The sequence below is a fragment of the Bacillus sp. DU-106 genome (genome assembly GCF_004799705.1).
GTDB lineage: Bacteria > Bacillota > Bacilli > Bacillales > Bacillaceae_G > Bacillus_A > Bacillus_A cereus.
The window spans coordinates 1,222,965-1,249,467 of the sequence record NZ_CP026607.1 but is presented as its reverse complement, the minus strand read 5'-3'; the positions used below and the strand labels follow the sequence as shown (position 1 = coordinate 1,249,467).

Genomic DNA, 26,503 nt, shown 5'->3' with positions numbered 1-26,503 from the left:
TTGCCTATTCCCCTCCGTTCTCATTATATTTATATACTTTCGTTGCACGATAATATAAGTAAATTAACAGAACAGAGAATAGAACAACGATAATCGATAACGCAGATCCAAACGGCCAGTCACGTGCACCTAAGAATTGATTTTGAATAACGTTTCCGATTAATGCTACTTTCGATCCGCCCATCACGTCTGATACAACAAACATTCCGATAGAAGAAACGAATACTAAAATAGAACCAGTCGCAATTCCTGACATCGTCATCGGCACTGTTATATTCCAAAATGCCTTTATTGGTGTTGCTCCTAAATCATAAGCCGCTTCTAGCTTACGCTTATCCAGCTGCTCAATTGCTGCATACACTGGTAAAATCATAAATGGTAATAAAGAATAGACCATTCCGAGTATTACAGAAGGAGTATTATATAATAAATTTAACGGTTCACTAATAATGCCAAGCTTTAATAACAACGTATTCACAAGACCTTGTGAACGTAAAATAACAATCCATGCGTATGAACGAACAAGAAAGTTAATCCAAAACGGGATCGTTGCCAATAATAAAAGAATAGAGCGGTATTTGCGGTCAACAATTGTAATTGTATACGCAAACGGATAACCAATTAATAAACATATTACTGTTGTAATAACTGCGATTTTAACAGTTTCCCATAACGTTCCTAAGTACAATGGATCAAATACACGGGATATATTCTCCAGCGTAAATTGCATTTCTACTGTCCCGTAAGCTCCGCGCTGCATGAAGGCGAATCCTAATACGAATACGAGCGGGATTAGGAAGAAAATTAGCAGCCACGCGACTGTAGGTAGTGCGAGTAATTTCCCTTTTTTCAATTTAAGGTCACCTCGTCCTCTTGCTCCCAGCCTACATATACATTATCTCCAATGCTCCACTGCGCTGCCTCTTCAGCAGTTTGATATGCCATTAGTAATTCTGATGTTTTCTCATCACGTACATAAAGCTTCTCCATATTTCCGACAAACTCAATATCTTCAATATGTCCAAGATGGTATTCTTTTAAAATTGGTTCTTCAACCGAACGTACTTTTACATTTTCAGGGCGAATTGCTACATAGCCTTCCCCGTTCTTCACAATATTATTTTCACCGATGAATGTCGCAACGAACAATGTTTTCGGCTTATTATAAATTTCTTTCGGCGTTCCGATTTGTTCGATATGTCCTTTATTCATAACGACAATACGATCGCTCATGCTCATTGCTTCTTCTTGATCGTGCGTTACGTATATGAACGTAATTCCTAAATTACGTTGTAAGTTTTTCAATTCACGTTGCAAGTCTTTTCGTAACTTAAAGTCAAGCGCTCCAAGTGGCTCATCTAATAGTAATACACGCGGATTATTTACAATCGCTCTTGCAATTGCAACACGCTGCTGTTGTCCACCAGAAAGCTTCGCAGGTTTACGATTACGGAACTCAAGTAACTGCGTTAAACGCATTGCCTCTTCAGCACGCTCTTTCTGCTCTGCTGCTGATACTTTCTGCATTTTCATACCAAAACAAATATTCTTCTCTACTGTCATATGTGGGAATAGTGCGTAATGTTGGAACACTAGGTTCATATGACGCTTATATGGCGGCAAATCGTTAATTCTTTCATCATCTAATAAAAGATTCCCTTTAGTTGGAGTTTCAAATCCTGCGATCATACGAAGTAAAGTCGTTTTCCCGCAGCCACTCGGCCCTAAAATTGTTAAAAACTCTCCCTCTTTAATATCTAAAGAAAGAGGTGGGATAATCACTTGATTTCCAAAATGTTTTTCAACTGCTTCAACTTTAATAATCTTTTTCATTTTCCCGTCCTATCTACCTTAAATTTTAAATTTTTATATTCATGAATAAATATTTATGTTCTATAGACTATTTTTTGTTTCGATCCAAACAAAAATGGTTATTTAACAAGCGTTCGTTTCTATTCTTTATGTAGTATGTTTGATTCATTTTCGCATGATACATAACGTCGAACAGAAAAACCCCTTCCATTGCGAAGGGGCTATTATCATACGGCTACGCCTACTGATAAACACCATCATCATTTTAACAACTTTCGTATGAATTTTAAAGCACTTTTTGTAGAAGAGTAACGAATTTTCATGTCGAATGCTGTAGATTGGGCTAAAATGCTTTTATAATGTGAAAAAGTCCGAAAACTTTCTTTCCCATGATAACCCCCTAATCCACTACTTCCAACACCCCCAAAAGGTAAATATGGCGTGGCAAGATGATAGACAACATCATTAATACAGCCTCCACCATATGAAATATTACTCGTCACTTTCTTTTGTACTTCTTTATCTTCAGAAAATACATATAACGCTAACGGCTTCGGATGTTGCTGGATTGTGCCAATTACATCTTCTATGTTGTCGTACTCTATGATTGGTAAAATCGGACCAAAAATTTCGTCTTCCATAACAGTATCTTTCCATGTAATATCCGCTAGTACTGTCGGTTCAATATGTAATGTATCTTTCTTATAGTTTCCACCAATTACGACTTGACCATCTTGTAAAAATCCACATAATCTTTCAAAATGACGCTCACTTACAATACGCACATAATTTTCATTTTGCAAAGGTTCTTTACTATACTGCTCTATAATTTCATGTCGCAGTGCCTCAATTAGCTTTTCTTTCACGGAAGAATGCACATACATATAATCAGGCGCTACACACGTCTGCCCTGCATTTAAAAACTTACCCCAAACAATTCTTCTTGCTGTCATCTCTATCTTTGCATCTTTATGTACAATACAAGGACTTTTCCCGCCAAGTTCTAAAGTGAGCGGCGTCAACTGTTTCGCTGCTGCTTCCATTACAACTTTTCCAACGCCAACACTACCAGTAAAGAAAATATAATCAAATGGTTCCCTCAGCAAAGATGTACTCTCTTCAACGCCACCTTCTACTACCGCTACAAGCTCTTCTGGGAATAATTCATCTAACATTCTCTTAAGCACTTTTGAAACGCTTGGTGTTAACTCTGACGGCTTTAAAACGATTGTATTTCCAGCTGCCAGTGCTCCTACAAGTGGTGCAATTGCTAATTGAAAAGGATAGTTCCACGGTGCAATAATAAGTGTCACACCATACGGTTCTGGCACTACTTTTCCTTTTGATCCAAAATGAGTAAGTGCTGTTCGAACTCGTTTCGGTTTACTCCACGATGACATATGTTTCAATTGAAAGGAAATTTCTTTTAATACATATCCAACTTCCGTTGTAAACGACTCGTGAACTGACTTATTTAAATCTAATTTCAATGCCTGAAATATTTCTTCTTCAAAATGCTGAATGCCTTCATAAAGCTTCTTCAAATTATTCTTTCGCATTTCGATGCTTCTCGTATGCCCTTTTAAAAAATATTCCTTTTGCCTACTTACAATAGAGGAAATACTCATTCACTCACCTTCTCCCACTATTTTTATCCAATTCTTTCATTATTTATATAGACTTCATATATAACAAATTTCTATTCTTAAGGTTACATTATATATGACTTTTTCAGCTATATAAAATTCATTGCTCACAAAAAACTACCGAAAGAAAATCTCTCGGTAGTTTTACAGTATTAACGATATAAACGAACAGCACCTGCAGAATTATCATCAGCTTGTCCTACTACTTCAAACTTCAGACCAAGCTTCGGTAAAATACGTCCTGCATCTGGAATCTGTTGATTAATATACGTTTTAGAATCATCAAACTTCGGTACACCTGCTAAACCATCATACGTATACGTTCCACGCGTTGGAGATACAACTTTCCAAGCTGGCGTTTTATCGAATGAGAACGCCGCATCTGCGATTTGGAATCGCGTACTACTTTCCACTGTCGGTTTACCATTTAAAGTTCCTACAATTGCTTCTGGATGAGAATCAACTACACCTAGGAAACCGTGTCCTGGATGTACACCTACCCAGTTATCTGTGTAAGCTGAATCTGCATACCATACAACCATACCAGCGTTATATACTGGACCACGTGCAAATTTTAACGCGTTATCTGAACCAGCATAGTTTCTCCACTCAACATAGTAGTTATGGCTTTTCTTCTCTGTTCCGTTAGAAACAGCAAAACCATCTAATTTGAATTGTGGCGTACCTTCTGCGTCATCAGAGAATACTACTTTATCATCTACTGTTAATGAAGCATTATCAAGTAAGAAACCATTTAATGCTAAACCACCATCAGTAATGTAATCAAATGTTAATTTTACTTTCTTACCTTTGAACTGGCTTAAATCATATGATTTATCAATCCATTTTCCATTTGTCGAATCTGCATTTCCACTATTTGCTTTCTCACCAAGTCTTTCAATTAACGTTTGTTGACCATCTTCCGTTACAGCGTGTACTTCAAGGAAATCATACTCTGCTTCAATTTCATATAATGATTTGAAGTCAAATTTTGCAGTCGTTGCATTTGTTAAATCGAACAGTGGTGTTTCCATCTTCGTATGAAGATCATCACCTTTTGTGCTGTAGTAATACTGTTTTCCGAATGCCGGCTCAATTGTTTTTATATCTTTGTCTGGTAAGTTAACACGAATCATACCTGGACGGTTAGATTTCGTAACACTTTGGTCTAAATATGTTGCTAGGCCGATACCTTTATTTAATTTCTCGTAATCTACTTCTACGATATTTGCCCAGTTACCACCGATTGTTTTTTGGAAAAACTCTTTATTTTGTGGTGATAAGCTCGTTGGTGTTGTACCTGCAATTTTACCAGCCCAGCTTCCGCCACTCATGATAGACCAAGCTTGAATTGGCTCACCAGCACCGCTATATTGTGTATCATACTCATCTGGTAAACCTAAATCATGACCATATTCATGCGCGAATACACCAACTGCTCCATCTTCTGGTTCAATTGTGTAGTCGAACGCTGCCATCTTTCCACCCCAATATGGAACTTTCGCTTGTGTACCTTCAATTGCGAATGGTTTTGGTCCAACTGTCCAGCGATGTGACCAAATTGCATCATCACCTAATTTACCACCACCTGCTTCTTGTCCAACACCTGCATGAATAATCATTAAGTGATCAATTAAACCATCCGGTTGATTTTTATTTCCATCACCATTTACATCATATTGATCAAATTGATCAAACTCTGATAGATCAAGACCGCTATCTACAGCTGCTTTTAATGCATCTTTTACTAAATCACGTGGGCCTTTTGGTCCTTTATTATCATGACCGCCGCTAGCAGCATCTGCACCGTAATCAGCAGCTTTACCAGGAACTGTTAACCATTTTGTAACTGTTCCGTCCACTGTGTAACTACCACCAGATTGCTCTTCGTAATATTGTTTAAACGTTTCAATTTTACTTCCATCATCTAATGTAAACGGCTCGTTGCCGAATAACATTTTTTCATAATGTTCTTTATTAAAATCGTTAGAATACATATATCCAGGCTCTTTGTCGATATTATTATGTTTAAAGTCAGCGTACTCTACAAGTAAAACGAGTACTTTATCTTTACGTACATCACCGTTATAGTCTTTTTGTTTCGCTGGAGAAGTTGGTACTTTACCATTTAGACCGCCTTTAACTGGGCCTGTCGCTGCAGGTGTTCCTGTTGCAGGGTTATCTAATTTTTCTTTCGTGTCTGCTTTCGCATCTTTCACTTTCTTTAAAAAATCAGATGCTTCTTTCGTAAGTTGATCCCCATTTGGTACTTCTTTCCCAGGATTTTCACCCTTTTTGTTCTCTACATACTTTTCGACAGCTTTCTTTGTTTCTTTCTCTGAAGCTGACGAATCAATTACCCCACGTTTTTTTAGCGCATCTGCTAAACGTTCTTCCGGAATTAAGTGATCATCAACTGGGCTCGTAGCTGTTTTATTCGCAGGCGTTTCAGCATATGCAGATTGAGTACCAGCTCCGAATGAAAGGCCTAATACAGCTGTTAAAGCGATTGATGACAAAACTTTGAACGGTTTCTTGTTCATCCCTTATTTCCTCCCCTAATAAATAATATGTATTACAAATTGAATTTTATTAAAAATTCAATATTTTTTCAATATTTAGTCATATTATGTAATATTTTTAATATATTTGTAAAAATTTCATAGTTAGCATACGAATATATCACAATTCAACAATGTTTTCTGAAAATATTGAAAGTTTTTATCGAACAATTTATAATTTCCATAGAGGGAGTTTAATGGGGATTTTATCTTTGTTTCATCTACACAATATTTGATAATTCACTATATAAAACACAAAATCCGATTGCATTATCATATATTCTGTAGCAGCAATTATGACCGATAATTAGGGAGGAATTACATTTGTACAAAGATAAGACAGACGCACTGGATCAAGAATGGATTGATTTAATACTTGAAGCTCTAGATGCTGGTATCGCCATGCAAGACATCGAGCAATTTTTCCAACGTATGAAGCCATCCAGTCAGGCTCAATAGGTTTGTTCTTTTTAACGAAGTTTATGTTATAATAATGACATCATAAGACAACTACATATTGATAGAAAGGTGCGCAAATATGATTGGAGAACGTATAAAACGCCTTCGTTTACAAAAAGGGATTTCATTAACTGAACTTGCCGAAAAAGCTGGCGTTGCTAAATCTTACATTAGTTCTATAGAACGAAATTTACAAAAAAACCCTTCCATTCAGTTTCTTGAAAAGATCGCAGCAGTTCTACAAATTCCAGTTGATACTTTACTTCATGATGAAACAACAAAGGAAACTAACCTAGACTCCGAATGGACACAACTCGTTAAAGATGCAATGAACTCTGGTGTCTCCAAAGAACAATTTCGTGAATTTCTTGAATTTACAAAGTGGAAGCAAAATCAAAAATAATAATAGAAAGAAGTGCTTACAACCAGCACTTCTTTTTCTTTATAAAAAAAAGCGGGAATACCCGCTTTTTTATTATTTTTCTTCCCCAGCTTCTTGGTTGGCATTGAATGTCCATTCTAAATTCAATGTATCACCTTGGAAGATATTTTGGTCTTTTCCATCATCTACGAATTCAAATTGTACCCATAGATAATCCTCTGTACCAGCTGCTAATCCACCCTTTTCTCCCCACTCAGGAGCAAAGATATCTTTAGCTAAAAGATCTGGATCAACTTTTTGTAAGTCTGCTAAAGTTGTTTCATATACAGGCTCACTTTGTTTATCCCAGTTCCAAAGGAATTTTACTTTAACGTGCTTACCAAAGTCTTCACCAGCATTATCACCTTTTGCATCTTTAACAGTATACTTTGTTGCTAATTTAACGTCTTTAATAGTTAACGAACCGCTGTTTTGTAATAAGAACTCTTTCTTAACAGAATCCCCTGGTTTTAAATCTTTAATATCTACAAGCGTCTTAGGGTTTAATGTAAGGTCTAACGTCCCAGCTGCAAATGTATTGTTTGATACTTCTTTATCGCTAAAGAATGCAAATGTTCCTCCACCAATTAAAGCTAACCCCAATGCTGCTGATGCAACTCCCATACCTAATTTCTTTTTCAGACTCACAATCAATTCCCCCTAGCTTTTTTTTATATTTTTATCACTTATTTTTCAATAAGAGATGTAAAGAAAACTATATTAGCTTAGCTAATATGCGTTCTTTTTTAAAAACCTTATGTTCATTATAACGAACAACCCTATATAAACACAACACATATTTATTAATATTTTCAGTTATTTTTATTTCTCAATATTTTTTAGACTTTTCAGAAAAATATCGATAATTTATAACTTTTTTCACACTCAAATCACTTAATACTATAAGAAAAAAGAAAAACAAAGAGGTGAGGGCTAACGTTCCCTCACACTCGTATAAATATTACTAGTCTTGCTTATTCGTTCACTCTCTCTTACACCACATTCTTGTTTTCTGGCTGTTTCACTAAAGCAGTTACTCCGCTTTCTTCTGCTCTTCTAGCTTTTTCTGTTCTTCCACTTTCTTTTGCTCTTCTACTTTTTTCTGTTCTTCTACTTTCTTCTGTTCTTCTACTTCCTTCTGTTCTTCGGCTTTCTTTTGTTCTTCGGCTTTCTTCTGTTCTTCTACTTTCTTTTGTTCTTCGGCTTTCTTTTGTTCTTCGGCTTTCTTTTGTTCTTCTACTTTCTTCTGTTCCTCTGCTTTCTTTTGTTCTTCTACTTTCTTTTGTCCTTCCGCTTCAATTGCAACGTTTAATTGTTGCTGAAGAGCCTGAATTTGCTCATCAATAGCTTTCAAGCTAATTTCTTTCTCAATATAGTCACGCTTCTCTTTGATACTGCGAAAGCCTTCATTTACATATATGGACACTTGCTGCATCGACTCATCTTTATTTACCTTTAATTCTTCTTGTATTTGATTGTAAGGAGCTTCTATTTCAGTATATACATTTTGCAGAGCTTCCTTCTCAGCAACAATTTTCTCACGCCCTTGTTGCCATACAGAAATCGCCTGTTTTATTTCTTCAATAGAAGTTGCTTTCAATTTCCCCTTCATCGTTCCATACTCACGCTCAATAAACTGTTTATGTTTCTCAGATTGCTCTTTTAACGTATTAACTGTTTTCGGAAATATAATTGCTGTAGAAAGCGTCGCTTCTACTTTCGTTTCATGAATGAACGCCGCTTCTGTATGCGTCATAATTTGAGATCCTAAATAAAACGTAATAGAACACATACACGGCAATATAAGCATCTTTTTAAAATTACGCGGTCTTTTCAGCATCTTAATCTCTCCCATCGAACATTACGTTCTTTATACAGAACATTATCTATATTATAGTAAAGAACTATTAAAATTGATAGACAAATACTAGAAAAATAGAAAAAGGGCTATCCATGTGATAGCCCTTTTTATTATTATCTTTCTTCACCTGCTGTTTGTTGTGCATCAAACGTCCAATTTAATTGTAACTTATCGCCTTGGAATTGATTTTGATCTTTTCCATTATCAACGAACTCAAATTTCACTTTGAATTTATCAGATTTACCTGCTGAAATACCTTTTTCATCCCAGAACCAAGCCGATAAATCATTATCTACAGCTGTAAGTGTGTCACCTTTTAATTTATCTAAAGTAGTTTGTTTCACAATTGTCTCATGCTTATCTACATTTTTTAAGAATGTTACTTTAATATGTTTACCAAAATCATCTTTATTATCTTTCTTTACATCTTCTACATTATAATCTGTTTTCAGTAGAACCTTTTTAATATCTAAAGAACCTTTATTTTCTAGTTTAAATTCTTTTTCAATTGTATCCCCAGGTTTTAAATTCGATACGTTAACAACTGTTGATGGATTTAATGCTAAATCCAGTGTTCCAGCCGCAAATGTATTGTTTGACACTTCTTTATCACTGAAAAATGCAAATGTTCCTCCACCAACTAAAGCTGCTCCTAATACTGCTGATGTAATACCCATTCCTAATTTTTTCTTTAAAGTCATGTCCATATCCCCTTAATATATATTTGTTAACTTCCTAAACGGAAAGTATAACCAAACGAACTAGACGGATTGTTCTACTTTTTTATCTTTCTTTTCTCCGTCAATGCTACGAATAGCACCAAAAATAGAAATAGCGGAATAACCAAGCAAAAAGACTCCTGGAATAATAAGAAGCAATGCTGCTCCCGCTTTTGAATTCGCATAATTCAGTAAATAACCAACATACGGAACTGTAATATCTGCATACTTTCCAACTACATTTTCTGCAAGTACTGGCTCTAAATCTGGTCCGTTGTTGTTATCCCCTTTTGTTTCATACATTACTTTTCCATTTGTATCTTTCACACCGATAATACGGTGAGTGATAATTTTTTGATCTTTCTCTTTAAAGGTAATAACATCACCTTTTTGATATTTAGAACCATCTTTGTTTGGTTCTATTGCAATGATTGATCCTGTTAAAAACGTCGGCTCCATTGATCCTGAAAGAACGCTCTTAAATTGATATCCCATCACTGTCGGATCACCACCGCTTGCTTTTGAAGAAATAACTACAAAAGCTAAAAAAACCATCAATGCAAATAAAACAAATGAGATCGCGTTGCTAATTATCTTCCATATTAATTTCATCGTCTCTCTCCCTCTCCGTTGTTTTATATTATTTGAAGTATGCAATATCCACTTTGTTCTTTAACAAGAACACAAGTAAATGATATAACGAACTTTAAGTTATTGCAATAAGAAAATTTACAATTATTAGTTATTTAAAATATAGAAAAAAGACTGTGCCAAAATTTTACACAGTCTTTTTATTAGTAATTTATTTACCTTCTGATTTCATTCCTTTTGTATTTCGGCGCAACACTACATATAAAATTGCTCCAAATAATATAATCGCACCTATCCCAACACTTATTACTTTCACATTTGAGTCTTTTACTTCAGGCATAGTTGTATCTTTTTTAGGCATCGTAAAAGTGACATCTTCTGTTGAAAGAACATTTACCGTCGCAATTGTTTGATTATTTTTCGTAATATCAACTGCACCAACTACCTCACCACGATGTATTCCTTTATGATATAAAGATTCTTTATCTAATGAAGCCGCCCGGAAAATAGTTTTCACATTTTTCCCTTCATCTTTCTTAAGCATAAGCTCCGCACTTTGTTCCAACTCAGAATTAACATCTTTATTTAAATATGTTGTTTTTTGATGCCAATTATGTTTATCAAGCACCATTTGCTTCGTAAATTGACCGAAAGAATATTCCGCCATCTGCTTCAAATCTTCATAAATTTCAGGTCTTTGAGAAGCCATTACTACGCTTATAATACGATTTCCATCTTTCTCATTTAATAAAACAAGTGTATTACGTGCTTCATTCGTAAACCCTGTCTTACCGCCAATGCTATATGGATTTTCAAAAAAATTAGATTTATTAAAAATAGACACCGTCTGCCTAGACGTCGTAACTGTCGTTCTTTTCGTATTCATCGCTTGTAAAATTTCAGGATACTTTTGCACACCCTTCGTAATCATAGCCATATCATACGGCGTCGTATAATGGTTCGGATCATGCAATCCATTCGGTGTTACAAAGTGGCTATCTTTCGCTCCTAATTGCTTCGCTTTCTCATTCATCATATTAGCGAAATTCTCAACACTCCCGCCAATCCGCTCCGCAATCGCATACGACACATCATTCGCACTCAGCACCATTAAAATCATAAGCGCAGTATTTCTATTAATTGTCTCTCCAGGTTGAAACTCAATTTGATAATTACTCTTCTCTTGATCTAATGCTAATTGTGAAAATGTAAATTGATCCTCTGGCTTTGTATGCTCCATGAGTAAAATCGCTGTTAACACCTTCGTCGTACTAGCAGGATATGCTCGGTGATATGCGTTTTTATCATACAAAACATCTCCTGTTTTCGCATCAATTGTCGTTGCAAACTGACTAAAAACATTCGGTCCTTCCGCAGGTGGTGGTGCAACTTGTTCTGGATTTACTCCAATATTCGTCTCAGCACGCAATGTTATGGGCGTCAAAAAAAACGAACAAATAACTGTAATAAAAACCAAAATTTTCTTAAAATTTACCATATGACTCTCCCTTTTCCATTTACTCCTTAACAAAATAATAAATCTACCAATCATATGTAATTTGTATTATATTGGAAGAAATTTCACTATTTTTTACTATATCATACTTTTACGATAAAGAACATAAATATACAATAAAAATAAGAAGGAATTACTCTTTCTTATCCTTCTCATCAATCAACGAATCTATTAACTTTTGACTAGCTTCCTCGGGCGTAATCTCATCTGTTATTCCCATAAACGACCAACCTTTAGAATCAACCCACTCAACAAACTCTTGTAAAAATTCATCATGTGTAACATCCACATCAAGAATCGATCCATTAATCGAAATCGTTCTATTTTTAGACACGCGCATCTTGAACGTTTTTCTTACCATTACAACTTTTCTCCCTCTACTTCTGAATATTTATAAAGTGAAACTTTCATCAACCCTCACGAATCGGACTTTTACGGGCATTCCGACCCGAACCTAACTTCTTTACTTTTGCTGAATTTCGAGGTAAGGGATCTTACTGCCCGCAAATAGCGAGATAAAATAATCATGTATCTCTGTTATACATGATTTTCAGTAAATTGTAAAAAGGATATATTGGCCAATTTAAATAGCAAAAATAAAAATCTCTTACCTACGTAAACGTAATACGACATACAATCGCTCATAAATTATTAAATAAATCCATAAAAATATACACTTTAAAACATAATTGAGTAAGCCATTCTAGTCTTTTGGAAGATATTATCTAAAATAGTATACTAAACGGATAAAGGATATTTGAATAAAGAAACTGAGGCCCTCTATTTAGCTGGATTCTTAAGTTGTAGACTTAAAGACTGATGCCTGAATTCATATTTAATTTCTATTTCTGTACATCATATCGTAAGAAAGAAGGTAGTACTGTGAAAACAACAGAAAATTTTACTGACAGGGCCGATATATATGCAAAATATCGCCCTAGTTATCCTAATGAATATATTGATTACTTGCTTTCAGCTAACCAACTGAAAGGGAATCGGATTGTGGCTGATATTGGTTCAGGTACGGGGATATTTAGCCACCAGCTGCTTGAAAGTGGTTTACATGTTATTGGAGTTGAGCCAAATGATGATATGAGAAAGATGGCTGAGCAATCATTAAAACTATATTCTCGTTTTCAATCCATAAAAGCAACTGCTGAAAATACCACTTTAAAAGAAAATAGTGTAGATTTAGTAACTGTTGCCCAAGCATTTCATTGGTTTGATAAAGAGGCTTTCAAAATCGAATGCCAACGAATTTTAAAACAAAAAGCAAATGTTGCACTTGTTTGGAATAGTAGAGATTTAACTAGTCCACTTATTAAAGAGAATGCAGAAATTTGCCAGAAAACCTGTCCAAACTTTAAAGGCTTTAGCGGTGGAATAGATGAAACTCCAGAAGTATTTAACAACTTTTTTAAAGATGGAAAGTATGATTTTAAAGAATATCAAAATGATTTACTTTTTGATTATGAAGGGTTTTTGGGAAGGAATTTATCAGCATCTTATGCTCCGAAAGAAAATGACGAACAGTATAAAAACTTTATTTTTCTCCTATCAGAGCTATTCGAAAAATACAGTAAAGATGGAAAAATTATTCTCCCGAATTTAACACGAAGCTATCTAGGCAATGTATAAACAGCCTGATACAAAGAGACATTGAACGGAATTAAAACAAGCTTAACCCCTCCCTGAATGTAGAACGAGGTTAGGCTTGTTTTGCATTTTACCACATCAAATTCAAATGACTTTCGTACAATAAAGTAGAATATATTAGAAAACACCTTAAACTGAGGAGGAACTCAATGGCGCGTTGTACGTATTGTAAAACGAAGTGGAAAGTAAAAGATGTATGGTCAATACTCGTGACATTTGAAAAAGATTGTCCGTATTGTTTTGGGAGGCAATATCTATCAAAGAAAACAGTGAACGCTATGCCAGAACTTATAAGCTTACCTTTACACTTCTTGTTCCCTTTTCTTGTTGATTTGAGTGATGAAGGTCCTTTGGATTGGTATCGGAAATAATATAACCTCTACATCCAAAGACTACTTTCTACTAAATTCGCTTCTCATCATTATCCCTTCATACATTACTCTCATAATCGCTTATACTTTCCCTTTTAAAGATCCCATAGCTCAACAGGAAGAGCGTCCCCTGAACAAATTTTATCAATTATGACTAAAAAAACAGTGATATATGTATACTGTTAAACATAAAAAATTAGCATTAGGTTCCAATTAAATATTAATTGAAACCCAACACTACTTGTATTCTGTAATTCAGAATACAAGTAGTGTTTTTTATTATGCATTTTTGCATACAGTATTGTTTTCTCTTGTAAATAGATAATAATGGTATATAATAAAACCAACGTTTTACCAATAAAAGGTAATAAAGAGTAGTGGGATAAGCAAATAACCAAAACGTATTAACAGATTTGTTCTATGTAAATCATGATACATATATGAAATCAAAACTATGAAATTTTATGTAGAGGTTAGATTACTACAAGATGAAAGATTCATAGCGAATACACTCGAGGAAAAAAGTGTTCGATTAGATTAATGTTATAAAACTACTTAATGTGATATCTATCGAACGAATTGAGAATATACTTAGGGGGAATTTCAAGTGAAGGCATTTAGTAAAGTATTATTAACAGGAGCTTTAGCTTTAGGGGGTTTAACGGTTATGAACATTGAAACACCAAAAGCACATGCTGACGAATGGGATGGTTGTCATTACATTTGTGGTCCTGGTGAAACGGTGAACGGTGTTACAGTTCAGGTACACTCTACACAAGTTACTTTTGGTAACAGCGTAATTGCAAGAATTACAAATGACCGAGCTGAAGAAATTCATTACAATGTCAGCCTTGAAAAGAAATATGGCGATAGATGGGGAGAATTTGAAACCAACTTCCGTTGGCAAAATCAATGGGTCCCAGCTGGAAGCAATGATGAAATTGCAACTTTCACAGGATATGGCGATGATATTTATGAGGATGGAACATATCGTTATAAAGTCGAAATAAAAGGCGCTGACGGTTCTATTGATACAATTTACACAGCAGGAATGACAGTTACAGGACGATAGCTTATGAACAAGCTCCATTATTTATACTTGTATTTTTGATGATATCATTGATAATTGCGGTGATATTATTATTATTGAAATAAGCTCTTCGGGGCTTATTTTTTATATACAAATTAGAATGATAATATTCAGAAAATTACATCTTTACACTACTAAAGTTTGTTGCTATTATAGGAATACATCAAATGTTACAATACTCAACAAATTGTACAAATCCTCCGATTACACGAATGAAATGAAAATACATTGCTGATGGTAACATTTATAGTTGGGATCCCGTAGCTCAGCAGGGAGAGCGCCACCTTGACAGGGTGGAGGTCGTGAGTTCGAGCCTCTCCGGGGTCATATAAAAAAGAGACACCATATCAACCTTCTACGTGATATAGTGTCTCTTTTTTATCTAATTCAATTACTTCCCACCAAACATCTTCTCCAAAGATTTCGCATTTGCAAACAATACTTCTTTCAAGTTATCGTCAGCAACGATTTTATAGTCGCCATCTTTGTCTTTCTTTAAGTTCAATGTAACTTCGCGAGTTGCCATTGCTGCATCTTTATCTGCTAAGTTTTTGATGATGGTTGAGGTCATTGTTTTTTCGATTGCTTTTTCAGATTGTTCTTTGTCTTCACTAAATGCGCTAGCGAAGGCCATTGGCATAACTTCTCCCACTGCTTTTGTTACAGCAACGGATAGATCAGCAGATGTAATTTTCACTTTCACTTCTGCTTTGTCATCCTTTTTCGATACTTCTTCTAGCTTTTCAAATTTAAAGTTCTTTGTAATTGCACTTAGCATTGCTTTTGCCTCAGCATCATCTGTTTTTTCATTTAGCTTATTAAATTCCTTGTCACTCTCAACAAATGTACGAGCCTTTTCTACATCACCTTTTTGTATCGCTGTTAAAAATTCTTCTGTAGTATCTTTCGGATTTGCACACCCTGCTAAAACACCTGCTGTTAATCCTACTACCATCATTAATAGCAATAATCTCTTTATCTTTTGCACGCTCATTCTCCTCTTATCTTTTCTAGTAAGTCAGCATCATACAATATTATGAAACTGACATTACAAACATTTTTTAGTATAGCATTTATATGATTCGTTTTCTATTAATTCCCAAAAGATAAAGGGCCTTGCAGCATTCCTACAAGGTCCCTCTTCTATCAATCTGTATCCGTAGCACAAATGAACCACATTTTCTGTTCCCTACTATCTAACACCATCCAAGTAACATCCCACGCAACATCGTAAAACCAATCTGTCCAAGGGCGATAGCTTTCGAACACTTTAATATCTTCGTATCGATCTTGGAACATATATTGACATACATTGACTGCTAATTGTTTTGCGATAACTGGTCGTTCCTTAAACCCTTCATATGCTCCGCCCCACAAAATTTGCGCAGCAATGCTACCATCAAGCATAACTGCCAGCTGCTCTTTAAAACGAAACTTATATTTGTCTGATGTATGTATTTTTAACTCTTCTAAGTTATTGATTATATCTAAAGAGTTGAAAATTCTTCTAAAGAAGTGCTCATGTCCATCTTTCGAATGTGGTATTTCTTTAAAAAATTTTCGTTATGCACTTTAAAACAGCTTATTATTGCTCCACCAATTAAGTTTTGTTCCTTAAACGTGTTTATAAGTTGCTCAACAGATGAGTTATTCGTGTCTATTTTTTCAAACGTTCCCTCTTTCCATCTCATAACGCCCACTACTCTCTATTAAAAATTTGTTTCTTCATTATAAATAGCAAAATAAAAACCAGCAACTTTAAGGTTGCTGGCTTAGCTCTTATTCATATTCGAAAAAACAATAACAACTGCTCCAAACAAATAATGCCCTACTACCATCCACATACTCCAATCAAAAATCATAAGCAATAACCAAAGTGATATATTCATAGCAGCAAATAATAAATATAAAATCTCTCTTTTGTATCGCTCCTCTATTCATCAAAATGTAAACAGCACCGATAGGAGGAAAAAGACAAATATTTTTCTTAACACCCACGGATACGAAATTACTGTCTGCATATGAATCCCCTTTTCATCACAATACTTGCTTCAACATCGGCCTCACTACCCTATATTCATCACTATAAGCTTCCTTTATGATTAAAGGCGGGTAATCACTTTTTTCTTCCTCAATCATTGTAAATACTTCTGTTTTCTCTTGTAATGTATTAGATTCTCTATTTTTAGTAGGTTTTCTACTTGTTTTAATTTCCTTTGTTACTTCGCCAAGTTTTTGCCCAACTTCTTCTATTTTGGCAGATTCATTCGTAACATAGTATTCTTGTTTGTCCCATACTAATATAGGTGGCACTTGTTCTCTTTTGTTACATATTATATAAGTAGTACTAGCTACAAGTAGTAGACAAGTTAATAAATAGAAGATAGTTTTTTTATTCATATACTACACTCCTTATCTATCATTTCATTGGATTATATAATATAAGTAATTTATAGTAAATGGATTTAGTGGTAATTTTTAGGTTGAATAATAAAGAAAAACCTTACCGAAGTAAGGTTCCGTTTTTTCATTCTATAGTGACTGACTTATTAAAACGATCATTACAATAATCGCTATAAACATAACAACTAAACAGCCAATCATTTTATAAAATCCTCGTTTCGTTAACGTCCCGCCTTGAACGTCTTTACGAATAAATAAGAATACAGCTAAAAATAATACAAGCCCAATGCCAAAAGCATACATCATTTGCATATGTTAATCTTCCTTTCTCTCTTCCATCTTAATATCTTTTTGCCAAAACAACAAATGAGATAAAGACGGTACTCATTGTAAGTGCCATAAGTATATTCAATAATATAGAAGAAACTTTTTTCAATTTCAGCACGTCTATTTTGAAGCGAAACACGGAACACTGTAAATAACTGTTACTATATCTCCTCACTTCTTTTTTTAAAATTTAATATCTCCATATTTGTTTTATCCTTTTAAAACATTTCATTTATTTCTTTATTTCACGAAATACGTTATTTATTTTACGGTGTTTTTCGTCATATTTATAGAAACTAACTGTTTATGGAGCATTTTTTATGTTTAGCAACTTTTTTTGTAGAAATCCTTCACTTTCCTTTCAATATTTAACACTATCTAAATAAAGTTTACGATAAATTCATAATTTTTTATTTTTTATACTATATTCCGTTATATTGTTGTATAATATCTATGAAAGCGCTTATTATTTCAATATACATAATTCAAACTAATTTTATCGAAACATTCTAACTATTATACCTATATTTAAATGCAACAATTATAGCTATTAGTATAGGCATACCAAATATATCCACCCCATTTTTCTGTAAAATTACTTTATAACATGAAAGATTAACTTGGGTGATAAGTTATTGTGAATGTTTTTTTACAAAACAGATAAGTAATAGTGTTTGGTATTATGTAAATTATTGTAATAACATAAGAGTAAAGAAAACATTTACATTGATTATTGATTTATTACTTATTGAAAAAGAGCAAAATGCACCTTTGTATGGAAAAGGATTATATGCATTGGGAGGTTTAAACAAATGACGAGGAAGAATACAACGACAAACCCTTGGGCCAAGTTCCACGGTCCGAACCTTGGTTATGTTATTGAACAGTATGATCTTTACGTAACTGGAGCAGGTTCTGTTGATCCGGAATTACAAGAGCTTTTTGAAATTTTTGGAGCTCCTTCGTTTCAAGATGATGTCGTAACAGGGGACAACACAGCAACACATTTTTCTCCTCAAAACACAGGTAACATTGAAAAAATTCTTAAAGTCGTTCAACTTGTTGAGCAGATTCGTTCTTTCGGGCACACGTTGGCTCACATCAACCCGATGGAAGATGCTGCAAATGGACAATCTCTTCTTGAGAAAGCATTGAACGAACTGAGCGATGCTGACTTGAAAGCGATTCCAGCGAAAACAGTATGGCCAGATGCACCAGAAGGTATTCACACTGCACTTGATGTAATTCATAGATTAAAAGACGTTTATACAAAATCTTTAGCTTATGAATTTTCTCATATACAAGATAGTGAAGAACGCGCGTGGTTGCATCAAATGGTGGAATCAAATTCATTGCGTCAACCACTATCAAATAAAAAACGAACTGCTCTTTTAAAACGTTTAACAGCTGTTGAAGGTTTCGAGCAATTCTTGCATAAAACATTCGTTGGGCAAAAACGTTTCTCTATCGAGGGCGTTGATATGCTTGTACCTGTTTTAGATGAAATTGTTCTAGAAGGTGCTAAAAACGGCGTTGAGGATGTCATGATTGGTATGGCTCACCGCGGTCGCCTAAGCGTACTTGCTCACGTATTAGAAAAACCATATAGCCACATGTTTGCTGAGTTCAAACATGCAAAAATAGAAGGCGCAGTGGCTAATTCTGGCTGGACTGGCGATGTGAAATACCACCTAGGTAGAGAACAAGTCGTTAGTAACGAAGAAGTTAGCACTCGCGTGACATTAGCAAATAACCCGAGTCATCTTGAGTTCGTGAATCCTGTAGTAGAAGGTTTCGCACGTGCTGCTCAAGAGAATCGTAAAAAATCTGGTCTTCCAGATCAAGATACTTCAAAATCATTCGTAATTTTAGTTCATGGTGATGCTGCATTCCCTGGTCAAGGTATTGTATCTGAGACACTCAACTTAAGCAGATTGAACGCGTATCAAACAGGCGGAACGATTCATGTTATAGCAAACAATGCAGTTGGTTTTACAACTGATAGCTATGATTCTCGTTCTACGAAATATTCTAGTGACCTTGCAAAAGGTTTCGATATTCCGATTGTTCACGTGAACGCTGATGATCCGGAAGCTTGTCTTGCAGCTGCTAACCTTGCGATTCAATATCGCATGTTGTTCAAAAAAGATTTCTTAATCGATTTAATTGGTTACCGCCGCTACGGTCATAACGAAATGGATGATCCAGCAGTTACGCAACCACAAGTGTACAAAAAAATTAAAAACCATCCAACTGTAAGGGCAATTTATGCAGATCAATTACAAGCTGCTGGTGTTCTAAATGCAGATGAGGTTGAAACAATTACACAGTTTACACAAGAGCAATTAAAATCCGACTATGCACAAGTACCACCAGCTGATACGAGCGACGCAACAATTCACGTTAAAGTACCAGATGTTGTTGCAAAAGGTATTCAACCAATTGATACTGGTGTTGAGATTGACTCACTTCGTGCAATTAATGAAGGTCTACTATCTTGGCCAGAAGGATTTAACGTATATCCGAAAGTGAAGAAAATTCTTGAGCGCCGTAAAGATGCTCTTGAAGAGAACGGTAAAATTGAATGGGCACTTGCTGAATCGTTAGCATTCGCTTCTATTTTACAAGAAGGTACGCCAATTCGTTTAACTGGTCAAGATTCACAGCGTGGTACATTCGCACACCGTCATATCGTATTACACGATACTGATACAAATGAAACATATTCACCGTTACATCGCTTACCAAACATTAATGCATCGTTCTCTGTTCATAACAGTCCGTTATCAGAGGCTGCTGTTGTTGGTTACGAATATGGTTATAACGTATTCGCTCCAGAAACTCTTGTTATGTGGGAAGCGCAATATGGTGACTTCTCAAATACTGCGCAAGCATTATTTGATCAATATGTTTCAGCTGGAAGAGCAAAATGGGGTCAAAAATCTGGCTTAGTTCTTCTATTACCACACGGTTATGAAGGTCAAGGACCAGAGCACTCTAGTGCACGTCCAGAGCGTTTCTTACAGTTAGCTGCTGAGAATAACTGGACAGTTGCAAACTTAACGAGCGCGGCTCAATACTTCCATATCCTGCGTCGTCAAGCATCTATCTTAGGAACAGAAGCTGTTCGACCATTAGTATTGATGACGCCGAAGAGTTTATTACGTCACCCACTTACGCTTTCAACTGCTAGTCAGTTAAGCGAAGGACGTTTCCAACCTGCTTTAGAACAAGAAAACCTTGGCATGAAACCAAATAAAGTAAAACGTCTTGTTTTAAGCACAGGTAAAATGGCGATTGACTTAGCAGCAGAAATCGAGTCGGGTAAACATGAGTACAACTTAGACGAAGTTCATGTCGTTCGTATTGAGCAATTGTACCCATTCCCTGCTGAGAAAGTTCAATCTATTATTAAACGCTTTAAAAACTTAGAAGAAATCATTTGGGTTCAAGAAGAACCTCGTAATATGGGCGCATGGCATTACATGGCTCCAATTCTGTTCGAACTTGCTGGAGATAAAGTGAAAACAGGCTACATTGGACGTCCTGATCGCTCTAGTCCATCTGGCGGCGATCCATTCGCTCACAAAGCTGAGCAAGAGCTAATTGTTGCACATGCTTTAGATGTGAAGTATAACTTCCGTCAAGATAAACAAGAAATTGAAGTTTACAGCAACTAAAAAGTAACAATGAAGGTTTCTAGCTTGTTCCTTGGGCAGAATATCTGCCCAAGGCCAGGCTAACAAATGGAGATTACCGAAGACAAAAGAAGAAAAAACACACCGTTAGGCAAATAAGGGGAGGACATTTAAAATGATCGAAATTAAAGTACCTGAGCTTGCAGAATCTATTACTGAAGGAACTATTTCACAATGGCTTATCAACGTAGGCGACAAAGTTGAGAAAGGTGGCAGCGTTGTTGAGCTTGAAACTGATAAAGTCAATGTAGAAATCATTGCAGAAGATTCAGGTATTGTATCGAAGTTACTAGGCGAACCTGGGGATACAGTTGAAGTTGGCGCAACTATCGCAATTTTAGATGCTAATGGAGCACCAGTTGCAGTAAGTACACCTGCACCGGCTGCTGAGCAACCAAAACAAGAAACAGCTGAAGCACCGAAAGCTGCGGCACCAAGTGCTGAGCAAACTACAACACTACAAGGGTTACCAAATACAAACCGTCCTATCGCATCACCAGCTGCTAGAAAGATGGCTCGTGAATTAGGAATCGACTTAAACGACGTACGTAGTACAGATCCACTTGGACGCGTGAGACCACATGATGTACAAGCTCATGCTGCAGCACCAAAAGAAGCACCAGCTGCTCCAAAGAGTCCAGCTCCTGCTCCAGTTGCAAAAACGGAATTCGAAAAACCAGTTGAGCGCGTGAAAATGTCCCGCCGCCGTCAAACAATTGCAAAACGTCTTGTAGAAGTTCAACAAACATCTGCAATGTTAACAACATTTAACGAAGTTGATATGAGTGCGATCATGGAATTACGTAAAGAACGCAAAGATGCTTTCGAGAAAAAACATGATGTACGTCTTGGCTTCATGTCATTCTTCACAAAAGCAGTTGTTGCAGCATTAAAACAATTCCCATTATTAAATGCTGAAATTCAAGGTGACGAGCTTATCATTAAAAAATTCTATGATATCGGTATTGCAGTAGCAGCTCCAGATGGATTAGTTGTTCCAGTTGTACGCGATGCTAACCAATTAAACTTCGCTGAAATCGAAAGCGAAATTCGTGAATTAGGTAAAAAAGCACGCGATAACAAACTTTCATTAAAAGAACTACAAGGTGGTACATTTACAATTACAAACGGTGGTGTATTCGGTTCTCTAATGTCAACACCGATCCTAAATAGCCCTCAAGTTGGTATTTTAGGAATGCATAAAATCCAAGTACGCCCAGTTGCAATTGATAACGAGCGTATGGAAAACCGCCCAATGATGTACATTGCTTTATCTTACGATCACCGTATTGTTGATGGTAAAGAAGCAGTTAGCTTCCTTGTTGCTGTTAAAGATATGCTTGAAGATCCAAAGTCATTATTATTAGAAGGTTGATAGATTAAAAATCTATTAAAGGCTGTAGAATGATTCATTCTACAGCCTTTTTTTATTGTGTTCATACGGGACAAATTTCATGACATAAGGTAATAATGTATGCCTAAACGTAAGGAGGATTAAAATGAATAACCTTCCAATTCATGCAAAACTTAAAGTAAATAAGGATACTTTCTTCCTCCCCGATTCAAACGGGGGTGTCTATTTTCGAAATAACGCCAGTTCATTTCGCATGGACGGTGATGGAATTTATGACTGGATTGAAAAATTAATGCCAATGTTTAACGGGAATTATTCTTTAGCAGAAATAACCGATGGCCTCCCTCTCCCCTATCAAAACCGTGTATTTGAAATTGGAGAGATTTTATATGAAAATGGTTTCGTGCGTGATGCAAATCAAGATGCACCTCATGAATTAAACAGTACATTACTCGACAGATATGCTTCGCAAATTGAATTTTTAGAAGCCGATTCTCATTCAGGTGCTTTAAAATTCGAAACGTACCGCGGAGCAAATGTCCTTGTACTTGGTTCTGGGGATATGCTCACTTCCTTAGTTTCTTCTTTATTAGAATCTGGTTTACCTACATTTCATTACCTCGTTACAGATCGAGATGAAACAAACTATGACAGAATACATGAGCTAATAGAACGTGCATATGAAGTTGATAACAGTGTACTCCTTCAAGAAATCGATACTACAATTGACCGTCCCTTACATGAAGTATTCGAACCTTTTGATTGGATTTTATATGTTTCTCAAAATGGAGACATTGACGGTTTAAAAACAGTTCACACTATTTGTAGAGAAACGAAAAAGAATTTTATACCAGCTATTTGTTTATCAACACTCGGTATAGCTGGACCTGTCGTAATGGAAAATCGTGATGAATGCTGGGAATCCGCATGGCATCGGCTACATGAAACGACTTTGCAAAATGAAAATTCATCGGATTCCTTCTCACAAATTACATCTGCCATGTTAGCAAATGTAATCGTTTTTGAATTGTTTAAACATGTCGCGGATGATTCTTATCGTGAAAAAGAAGCACAATTCTTTTTATTAAACTATGAAACACTTGAAGGAACGTGGCATCCTTTTATAAAACACCCTCTTGCAACTGATGAAAGTTTTACAATTGATACGATAGAAAATCTTTCTGAAAAACTTGAGCATCGGTATGGCCAACATACTTCAACTGATATATTCCGCTTTTTCGACTCATTAACTTCTAAAGAAGCCGGTATATTCCATGTATGGGATGAACAAGATTCATATCAATTACCGTTATCACAGTGCTATATTCAAGTAGCCACTCCACTATCAGATGGCCCAGCTCCCCTTCTGCCTCTTATGACTTGCAGTGGATTGACTCATAATGAAGCACGCCGAGAAGCCGGTTTAACAGGAATTGAAACATATGTAGCAGAAATCATTCACCGCCTTATTCCTGAACATAACGATATCGGTATCGGTGCTGGAGAAACGATGACAGAAGGATTTTACCGGGCACTACAACAACATTTAAACAATAAACTGTATGAGCGGCAGTCACATATGCTAGAAGAACTTACAACGATTGATTTAACTGATATTCACGATAAACATTGTAGATTTTATTACGATGCTCTTGCTACAATTCATGAAACACCTAAAATTGCAATGAGTGAAGAGATTCTCAGTTTTCCAGTCATTTGGGTTGGTATAAATGATAGATGGTACGGTGCATCTAATATTAATATGACGTTAGCCTTACGGAACGCACTACAACTATCACTGCTCCACATTCAAAGTGAAGAGACTCCTTACAGAGCTAATATCTTGCCTGAATCATCTATTATTTTATATGACACGGATTCTTTTAGAGTGGAAATACAAGCGGAAGAAGAAATTCCAAGTGTGCAATCTTTACAGCTTGCCTTACAGCATTTAGAAGAACATAATTTTTATCCCTTCGTGTTTGATTTAGCAATCGAACCATTTTTGAAAGAAAACTTAGACGGTGTGTATGGGGTATTAATTGCAAAGGAGGACGGTCTATGACTCAAAATATATTGCTTATAGGAGATGGCCTTCTTGCAGACTATGTACATGATCAATTATGCAAACAATATTCCATCATTCGTCAGCATACCCTTCCAGAAGTACTTCCTGAAAATATTCATCTCGCTCTCGTATTACATGACGGATCTCCTTCTACTATTCATCATGACGCTGAGCTAATTTTTCGGTCAAATCATATTCCATGGCTACGTGGTTTTACTTCATTTGGCGAAGGTATTATCGGTCCTTACATTCATCCTCTTACGCCCGGATGTTCCCATTGTTCTGATGGACGCCGTTTTATCGCTGGCTTTGACCAAAAAGAAATGTGGGAACTACAGCGGAAATATGCCTTTAAAGCAGATGATGTAACGAGGCGTGATGTACGTGCCACCCAAAATGGAATGTTACAAATGTGCCATCTTATTTGCGCAGAAACAGAAAAAATATTAACTCATAACCATTCTTCTTTAGAAAATGAACTTATTTTACTAAACTTACAAACATTACAATGTACGCGGCATTCTTTTCTTCCAGATCCTCTCTGTCCTGTATGTAGTAATTTACCTAATGATACTGCGGATGCGGCGGAAATTTCTTTACAACCGAGTTTAAAAGTAAGCACCGAAACGTATCGCTGCCGTTCCATTCATGAATTAAACACATTTTTAACGAGAGACTATTTAGATTATCGGGTCGGTATGTTGAACGGCAAAATGCAGCATTCATTATTACCATTCGCTGACGTCATTATAAACATGCCATTAATGTTCGGAAATGAAGGTGTTGCAGGCCGAACTCATTCATTTGCAGTGAGTGAAGCAACTGCTATTTTAGAAGGTTTAGAACGATATTGCGGGATGTCGCCTCGCGGGAAAAAGACAAATGTGCATGGTAGTTTTCATGATTTAGAAGAACACGCACTAAATCCCCTCTCGCTCGGTGTACATACAAATGAACATTACAATCGTGATAATTTTCCATTTAAACCGTTTGATCCTGATTATGAGCAAAACTGGGTATGGGGATATTCTTTATCACAAAACAGACCGCTTTTAGTTCCTGAATCAATTGCTTATTATAGCCTCGGTCATCGAGACGCTTTCGTATATGAAACATCAAATGGATGTGCAATTGGCGGTAGTTTAGAAGAAGCGATTTTTCACGGCATTTTAGAAATTGTAGAGCGTGATGCCTTCTTACTCACTTGGTATGCAGAATTACCTCTTCCCCGCCTTGATCTGAGTTCAGCAAATGATACAGAATTACAATTAATGATTCAGCGGTTACGTACGATTACCGGATATGAATTACACGCTTTTAACGCGACGATGGAACACGGCATCCCTAGCTTATGGGTAATTGCAAAAAATACGCGTGAAAATGGAATGAACGTTGTTTGTGCAGGAGGCGCTCATTTAGATCCTATTCGAGCTTTAAAAAGTGCCATTCAAGAAATAGCAGGCATGTTACTTATAACAGACGATGAGCTCGAGCACAAAAGAGAATACTACGAAAAATGCTTACAAGATCCTTATTTCGTTAATAAAATGGAAGACCATAGTATGCTGTACGGATTGAAAGAAACGGAAGAACGTCTTCACTTCCTTTTACGAGAAGATGCACCGGTGCAAACGTTCCAAGAAATAAATGTATCACAATCATTTGATATGGATTTAACATCCGATCTCCACCAACTTTTAAATCGTTTGCATCAATCTGACCTTGAAGTAATCGTTGTAGATCAAACCGTTCCCCTTATAGAAAAGAACGGACTACACTGTGTAAAAGTTATTATTCCAGGTATGTTACCGATGACGTTCGGACACCATCTTACTCGGGTTACAGGACTGGACCGGATATATACCGTACCGATGACACTTGGATATACAGACGAACCTTTAACAAATGAAAGATTAAATCCACATCCACATCCGTTTCCATAGTAAAGGA

At 35.9% G+C, this 26,503-nt stretch carries 22 protein-coding genes, 1 tRNA gene and 3 pseudogenes; 10 read left to right on the top strand and 16 right to left on the bottom strand.

Going from position 1 to position 26,503, the window contains the following annotated elements; translation table 11 throughout:
- Positions 1–4 precede the first annotated feature (4 nt).
- The 4 genes from potB to inhA1 form a co-directional block, all read right to left on the bottom strand.
- The gene (gene potB, locus C3Y97_RS06445; RefSeq protein WP_000715500.1) at positions 5–853 is read right to left on the bottom strand and encodes a spermidine/putrescine ABC transporter permease PotB; all 849 of its coding nucleotides are present in this window, start codon (positions 851–853) and stop codon (positions 5–7) included.
- Positions 850–1,833, bottom strand: coding sequence for a spermidine/putrescine ABC transporter ATP-binding protein PotA (gene potA, locus C3Y97_RS06440; RefSeq protein ID WP_000720333.1), 984 nt, complete (start codon positions 1,831–1,833; stop codon positions 850–852). The genes potB and potA overlap by 4 nt, the downstream gene beginning before the upstream one ends.
- Positions 1,834–2,072: 239 nt before the next feature.
- Positions 2,073–3,440, bottom strand: a complete 1,368-nt coding sequence (locus C3Y97_RS06435) for an aldehyde dehydrogenase (RefSeq protein WP_000028375.1) — start codon at positions 3,438–3,440, stop codon at positions 2,073–2,075.
- Positions 3,441–3,610: 170 nt separating this feature from the next.
- Positions 3,611–6,001 carry a M6 family metalloprotease immune inhibitor InhA1 gene (gene inhA1, locus C3Y97_RS06430; protein ID WP_001035936.1) on the bottom strand — a complete coding sequence of 797 codons (2,391 nt, stop codon included), beginning with the start codon at positions 5,999–6,001 and terminating at the stop codon, positions 3,611–3,613.
- 342 nt (positions 6,002–6,343) lie between these two features.
- Between inhA1 and C3Y97_RS06425 the strand changes: the two genes are divergently transcribed.
- Both C3Y97_RS06425 and C3Y97_RS06420 read left to right on the top strand, forming a co-directional pair.
- Positions 6,344–6,478: an anti-repressor SinI family protein gene (locus tag C3Y97_RS06425; protein WP_000276219.1), complete on the top strand. Its 135-nt coding sequence runs from the start codon at positions 6,344–6,346 to the stop codon at positions 6,476–6,478.
- 79 nt (positions 6,479–6,557) lie between these two features.
- Positions 6,558–6,881, top strand: a complete 324-nt coding sequence (locus tag C3Y97_RS06420) for a helix-turn-helix domain-containing protein (protein WP_000578885.1) — start codon at positions 6,558–6,560, stop codon at positions 6,879–6,881.
- Between the two features lie 72 nt (positions 6,882–6,953).
- On the opposite strand, the gene calY is transcribed toward C3Y97_RS06420, so the two are convergent.
- From calY to C3Y97_RS06390, 6 genes are all read right to left on the bottom strand, one after another.
- The gene (gene calY / locus C3Y97_RS06415; RefSeq protein WP_000053713.1) at positions 6,954–7,547 is read right to left on the bottom strand and encodes a biofilm matrix protein CalY; all 594 of its coding nucleotides are present in this window, start codon (positions 7,545–7,547) and stop codon (positions 6,954–6,956) included.
- A gap of 385 nt (positions 7,548–7,932) precedes the next feature.
- Positions 7,933–8,754: a DUF4047 domain-containing protein gene (locus C3Y97_RS06410; protein ID WP_136363204.1), complete on the bottom strand. Its 822-nt coding sequence runs from the start codon at positions 8,752–8,754 to the stop codon at positions 7,933–7,935.
- A gap of 119 nt (positions 8,755–8,873) precedes the next feature.
- A complete protein-coding gene (locus C3Y97_RS06405; RefSeq protein ID WP_000172852.1) occupies positions 8,874–9,461 on the bottom strand; it encodes a CalY family protein in 588 nt (195 codons plus the stop codon).
- Between the two features lie 60 nt (positions 9,462–9,521).
- Positions 9,522–10,091, bottom strand: coding sequence for a signal peptidase I SipW (sipW, locus tag C3Y97_RS06400; protein WP_000767792.1), 570 nt, complete (start codon positions 10,089–10,091; stop codon positions 9,522–9,524).
- 190 nt (positions 10,092–10,281) lie between these two features.
- The gene (locus tag C3Y97_RS06395; protein WP_000247031.1) at positions 10,282–11,568 is read right to left on the bottom strand and encodes a D-alanyl-D-alanine carboxypeptidase family protein; all 1,287 of its coding nucleotides are present in this window, start codon (positions 11,566–11,568) and stop codon (positions 10,282–10,284) included.
- Positions 11,569–11,719: 151 nt separating this feature from the next.
- Entirely contained in the window at positions 11,720–11,947 is a 228-nt protein-coding gene (locus C3Y97_RS06390; RefSeq protein WP_000251856.1) for a hypothetical protein, read from the bottom strand.
- A gap of 521 nt (positions 11,948–12,468) precedes the next feature.
- Between C3Y97_RS06390 and C3Y97_RS06385 the strand changes: the two genes are divergently transcribed.
- The 4 genes from C3Y97_RS06385 to C3Y97_RS06370 all read left to right on the top strand — a co-directional run bounded on the left by C3Y97_RS06385 (position 12,469) and on the right by C3Y97_RS06370 (position 15,030).
- Complete coding sequence (locus tag C3Y97_RS06385; RefSeq protein WP_000858661.1) at positions 12,469–13,224, top strand: class I SAM-dependent methyltransferase; 756 nt, start codon at positions 12,469–12,471, stop codon at positions 13,222–13,224.
- Between the two features lie 167 nt (positions 13,225–13,391).
- Entirely contained in the window at positions 13,392–13,613 is a 222-nt protein-coding gene (locus tag C3Y97_RS06380) for a hypothetical protein (RefSeq protein WP_000090221.1), read from the top strand.
- A gap of 607 nt (positions 13,614–14,220) precedes the next feature.
- Positions 14,221–14,685, top strand: a complete 465-nt coding sequence (locus C3Y97_RS06375) for a hypothetical protein (RefSeq protein ID WP_000643273.1) — start codon at positions 14,221–14,223, stop codon at positions 14,683–14,685.
- A gap of 272 nt (positions 14,686–14,957) precedes the next feature.
- Positions 14,958–15,030: transfer RNA gene (locus C3Y97_RS06370), tRNA-Val, on the top strand.
- 64 nt (positions 15,031–15,094) lie between these two features.
- Here C3Y97_RS06370 and C3Y97_RS06365 read toward each other — a convergent pair.
- The 6 genes and pseudogenes from C3Y97_RS06365 to C3Y97_RS28445 all read right to left on the bottom strand — a co-directional run.
- Positions 15,095–15,691 (bottom strand): DUF4878 domain-containing protein, encoded by a 597-nt coding sequence (locus C3Y97_RS06365; RefSeq protein ID WP_121868128.1) that lies wholly within the window; start codon positions 15,689–15,691, stop codon positions 15,095–15,097.
- 158 nt (positions 15,692–15,849) lie between these two features.
- Positions 15,850–16,394 (bottom strand): annotated as a pseudogene (locus C3Y97_RS06360) (hypothetical protein).
- A gap of 81 nt (positions 16,395–16,475) precedes the next feature.
- Positions 16,476–16,724 (bottom strand): annotated as a pseudogene (locus tag C3Y97_RS28030) (hypothetical protein).
- A gap of 16 nt (positions 16,725–16,740) precedes the next feature.
- Entirely contained in the window at positions 16,741–17,103 is a 363-nt protein-coding gene (locus C3Y97_RS06355; RefSeq protein ID WP_136363202.1) for a hypothetical protein, read from the bottom strand.
- A 132-nt stretch (positions 17,104–17,235) separates the two neighbouring features.
- Positions 17,236–17,418 carry a DUF3976 domain-containing protein gene (locus C3Y97_RS06350; protein ID WP_001178302.1) on the bottom strand — a complete coding sequence of 61 codons (183 nt, stop codon included), beginning with the start codon at positions 17,416–17,418 and terminating at the stop codon, positions 17,236–17,238.
- 28 nt (positions 17,419–17,446) lie between these two features.
- Positions 17,447–17,524: pseudogene (locus C3Y97_RS28445) on the bottom strand (permease); the annotation flags it as partial.
- Positions 17,525–18,245: 721 nt separating this feature from the next.
- Between C3Y97_RS28445 and odhA the strand changes: the two are divergent.
- The 4 genes from odhA (at position 18,246) to C3Y97_RS06330 (ending at position 26,496) form a co-directional block, all read left to right on the top strand.
- Complete coding sequence (gene odhA, locus C3Y97_RS06345) at positions 18,246–21,113, top strand: 2-oxoglutarate dehydrogenase E1 component (protein ID WP_000197120.1); 2,868 nt, start codon at positions 18,246–18,248, stop codon at positions 21,111–21,113.
- A gap of 133 nt (positions 21,114–21,246) precedes the next feature.
- Positions 21,247–22,506, top strand: a complete 1,260-nt coding sequence (gene odhB / locus C3Y97_RS06340) for a 2-oxoglutarate dehydrogenase complex dihydrolipoyllysine-residue succinyltransferase (protein ID WP_000569900.1) — start codon at positions 21,247–21,249, stop codon at positions 22,504–22,506.
- Positions 22,507–22,630: 124 nt separating this feature from the next.
- Positions 22,631–24,550: a putative thiazole-containing bacteriocin maturation protein gene (locus C3Y97_RS06335; RefSeq protein WP_001061553.1), complete on the top strand. Its 1,920-nt coding sequence runs from the start codon at positions 22,631–22,633 to the stop codon at positions 24,548–24,550.
- Positions 24,547–26,496, top strand: a complete 1,950-nt coding sequence (locus tag C3Y97_RS06330; RefSeq protein ID WP_000192984.1) for a TOMM precursor leader peptide-binding protein — start codon at positions 24,547–24,549, stop codon at positions 26,494–26,496. Before C3Y97_RS06335 ends, C3Y97_RS06330 begins: the two co-directional genes overlap by 4 nt.
- Positions 26,497–26,503 lie beyond the last annotated feature (7 nt).